The following is a 3,550-nucleotide window of genomic DNA, read 5'->3' as shown; positions in this document are numbered from 1 at the left end:
GTTCCGAATCTGCGATATCTCACAGGACTCCCTCAGCGAGCTGGCCACGTGCCGGCCGCGCCTTCATGGCATCGGATGATCGGTAGGTCGGATGATCGGTGGGGATGAATCTGTACGGGCCTATACGACGATCGGGAGCTTCTCGTAGCCGCGGACGGTGCTGGTGTGCAGCCGTGCCGCGTTGTCCCGGTCGACCTCCCAGGTCGGGAAGCGGCGCAGGGTCTCCTCCAGCGCGATACGCCCCTCCATCCGGGCGAGCGCCGCACCCAGGCAGAAGTGCGCGCCGCGGCCGAACGCGACATGACTGTCGACCCGCCGCCTGATGTCGTAGCGGTCGGGGTCGGCGTACCTGCGTTCGTCACGCCCGGCGGACGCGGTCAGCAGGATGATCTTCGACCGGGCCGGGATGGTGGTGCCGTGCAGTTCGACGTCCCGGGTGGTGACGCGGCCCTGGACGGGGGACGGCGACTCGTAGCGCAGCGTCTCCTCGACCGCGTTCCCCAGCAGCGACGGGTCGGCGGCCAGCTCCGCGCGCTGGTCGGGGTGCGTCTCGAGCACGTCGCACGCCCAGCCGAGCAGCCGGGCCACGGTCTCGGTACCGGCGGCCACGAGCAGCGCGGTGAAGTCGGCCGCCTCGGAGGTGGTGAGGCGACGGGTCCCCTCGTCGGTGGCGATCTCCGCCTGCACGAGCGCCGTCATCATGTCGTCCCTGGGCTCGGCCCGCCGCGACTCCAGCTGTTCGGACAGATAGGCGTGGAACTTGGCGGACGCCGCCATCGAGATGTCGTTGACCATCCCCTTCTCCGGATCAAGGTGGAAGGTCTGGTCGATCGTGTGGCGGATCTCCTCGCGGTCGGCCGGGTCCACCCCGATCAGCTGGGAGATCACCATCGACGGGAGCAGTGCGGCGAAGTCCTGGATGTAGTCGAACCCGCCACCGCCGACCTGCCGGTCCAGCAGCTCCGCGCAGATCTCGCGGATGTGGCCTTCGAGCCCACCGACCCGACGCGGCGTGAACGCCCTGGAGACCAGCACCCGCATCGTCGTGTGGATCGGCGGGTCCATGAAGATTATCTGCCCGGTCTTCAGCGGCTCGGGCGCCATGAGTTCAAGAACCGTGCCGTACGCCGAGCTGTACGTGGCGCTGTCCAGATGGGCCGCGTCGACGTCCGCGAACCGGGACAGGGCGTAGAAGTCCATTTTCTCGTTGCGGTACACGGGTGCCTCGTCCCGCATCCGGTGCCAGATCGGATGCGGGTCGACGTGGAACTCCCGGTCGAACGGGTCCCAGTACAGATCTTCTGTCACGGGTGACGGGCCTTTCTTCGTAGGACCCGGATTCGGCGGGAAGCACCGCTCGGGCGGGTGGCGCGGCTTCTCGTTGTCTCGCCGGCCGCGTGGCGGTGGATCAGGTGGTCTGTCGCTGCGCGTAGAGGCGGGCCCATTCCTTGCGGGACCGGATGGTGGTGTCGACGTCGGTCGCGATCGCGCGACGGGCGCCGACGGTCGCGCGCTCCTTGGGGATCTCGGAGAACGGGTCCCAGTTGAAGAACCGGCAGGCGTTCTGCCAGGTGATCTTGTCGATCTCCTCGTCGGTCGCACCGGCGTTGTTCAGCTCGTTGAGCACGAACTCCGGCGCGTCCGGCCAGATCGAGTCGGCGTGCGGGTAGTCGCACTCCCAGGCGATGATGTCGATCCCGATCTCACGGCGCAGCTTCAGCGACGTCGGGTCGGTGACGTAGCAGGCGAGTGAGTGGTCGCGGAACACCTCGCTGGGCAGCTTGCCGCCGAAGTCGCGGCGCAGCCAGCGCTGGTTGGTGTAGTGCCGGTCGCAGCGGTCCAGGTAGAACGGGATCCAGCCGATGCCGCCCTCGGAGAAGGCGAACTTCAGGTCCGGGTAGGTCCGCATCGCCGGGCCCCACAGCAGGTCCTGCACAGCCAGCGAGGAGATCTGGCACGCCAGGATGATCAGGTTGTCGATCGGCGCGTCCGGGGCGAGCTTGAGCGCGCCGAAACCGGTGCCGATGTGCAGGCACATCACCATCCCGGTGTCGGACAGCGCCTCGAACACCGGCCCCCAGTAGGTGATGTCGTGGTAGCTGGGCAGGCCTTCCAGGTGCGGCAGCTCGGGCATCGTGACCGCCCGGCAGCCCTTCGCCGCCACCCGGCGGATCTCGTTCACCATCAGCTGCGGGTCCCAGGTCGGAAGCAGCGCCAGCGGGATGAACCGGCCCGGGTAGGTGCCGGCCCACTCGTCGATGTGCCAGTCGTTGTACGCCTGGATCATGATGACGGTGAGGGGATCCTTGAAATGGTTGAGATGCCCGGCGCTGAACCCGGCGAACGTCGGGAAGCACATCGACGCCAGGATCCCGTTACGGTCCATGTCCCGGACCCGGTCGTGGATGTCGTAGACGGCGGGGCGCATCTCGGCGAAGCCGGCCGGGTCCTTGGCCCATTCCTCCGGCGGCCAGGTGATCACGGCGTTGAGGCCGCTGACCCCGGTGACCCGGCCCTGGTAGATCCACCGGTCCACCCCGGACTCGTCGGTCTCGACGTGCGGCGCCTGGTCGGCCAGGTTCGCCGGCAGGTGGTTCTTGAACATGTCCGCTGGTTCGACCACGTGGTCGTCGATGCTCACCAGAATCAAGTCGTCGACGTTCATGACCCTCCTCCGTGGGTGCTGGCCTGACAGGCGTATCCGGTCAGATATCTGTGCTCCGGTCCCGGCCGTGCCGGGGGTTCTCACATTTTTCGGAAGTCCCAGCTGGTCATTTTCTCCGGGGTGAGGCGCAGCCAGGCGTGACGGCCGTCGTAGTGCATTTCGTCGCGACCGGTGTATTTCTGGGCGAAGAGCTTTTCCGGTGTTTCGAGGTCCGGGTCGGGGGTGCCGGTCCGGGGAGCTTCTCCGACGCTTTCGAGCTTCCCGCGGAGCTCGACCCCGTGTAGCTCGTTGAAGGCGTGGCCGCCATCGATGAGCACGGCCACTCGCGGGTCGCGGGCGATGTCGGTCCAGCGCTGGCTCTTCACGACCGAGTTGAGCCACAGAGCGGAGCCGTCCCACACGAACCACAGCGGAGTCAGATGTGGTCCGCTCGGGCTGGACGTCGCCACCCGGCAGGTTCGCTCCTCGGTGAGGAAGGCATCGATCTCGTCCCGACTCATGGCGATCTTGCGGCCCCGGCGCTGCTCTTTCATCGTGTTTCGTCCTTAATGGATGTCGAGTGCCTGCTGCGTGGTGGTGTGCCGAAGTAGGGACGGACGGGCCCGACGGCGAGCGCCGCCAGGCAGCCGGGTCACCGACCGAGCAGGAATTTCACGATGGGTGTGGCCGGGGGGAAGGAGTCGGAGATGCCGGCGGTGAAGTAGCCCGAGTCGGCCGTGAGGGTGATGCCGCTGATGGCGGAGGCGGCGTCGCTGCAGAGGAACAGCAGCGGGTAGGCCTGTTCCAGGGGGGTCGCGGCCTCGATGCCCAGCTCGGCCCGGTAGTCGGTACCGAAGCCGAGCCACCTCTCCTCGTTCGCCCGCGCCAGCGGGGTGTCGGTGGGGC

Annotated in this window: 3 protein-coding genes and 1 pseudogene; all 4 read right to left on the bottom strand. The window is 67.6% G+C overall.

The window, feature by feature from the left end; all coding sequences use genetic code 11:
- Nucleotides 1-120: 120 nt before the first annotated feature.
- Nucleotides 121-1,308 (bottom strand): cytochrome P450, encoded by a 1,188-nt coding sequence (locus E0504_RS49740; protein ID WP_071059904.1) that lies wholly within the window; start codon nt 1,306-1,308, stop codon nt 121-123.
- A gap of 100 nt (nt 1,309-1,408) precedes the next feature.
- Nucleotides 1,409-2,665, bottom strand: a complete 1,257-nt coding sequence (locus E0504_RS49735) for an amidohydrolase family protein (protein ID WP_131628111.1) — start codon at nt 2,663-2,665, stop codon at nt 1,409-1,411.
- Between the two features lie 80 nt (nt 2,666-2,745).
- Nucleotides 2,746-3,198 (bottom strand): pyridoxamine 5'-phosphate oxidase family protein, encoded by a 453-nt coding sequence (locus E0504_RS49730; RefSeq protein WP_071062860.1) that lies wholly within the window; start codon nt 3,196-3,198, stop codon nt 2,746-2,748.
- A 98-nt stretch (nt 3,199-3,296) separates the two neighbouring features.
- Nucleotides 3,297-3,550: pseudogene (locus E0504_RS49725) on the bottom strand (short-chain dehydrogenase); the annotation flags it as partial.

Source organism: Parafrankia sp. BMG5.11 (genome assembly GCF_004337455.1).
This window is presented reverse-complemented; position numbering and strand designations above follow the sequence as displayed.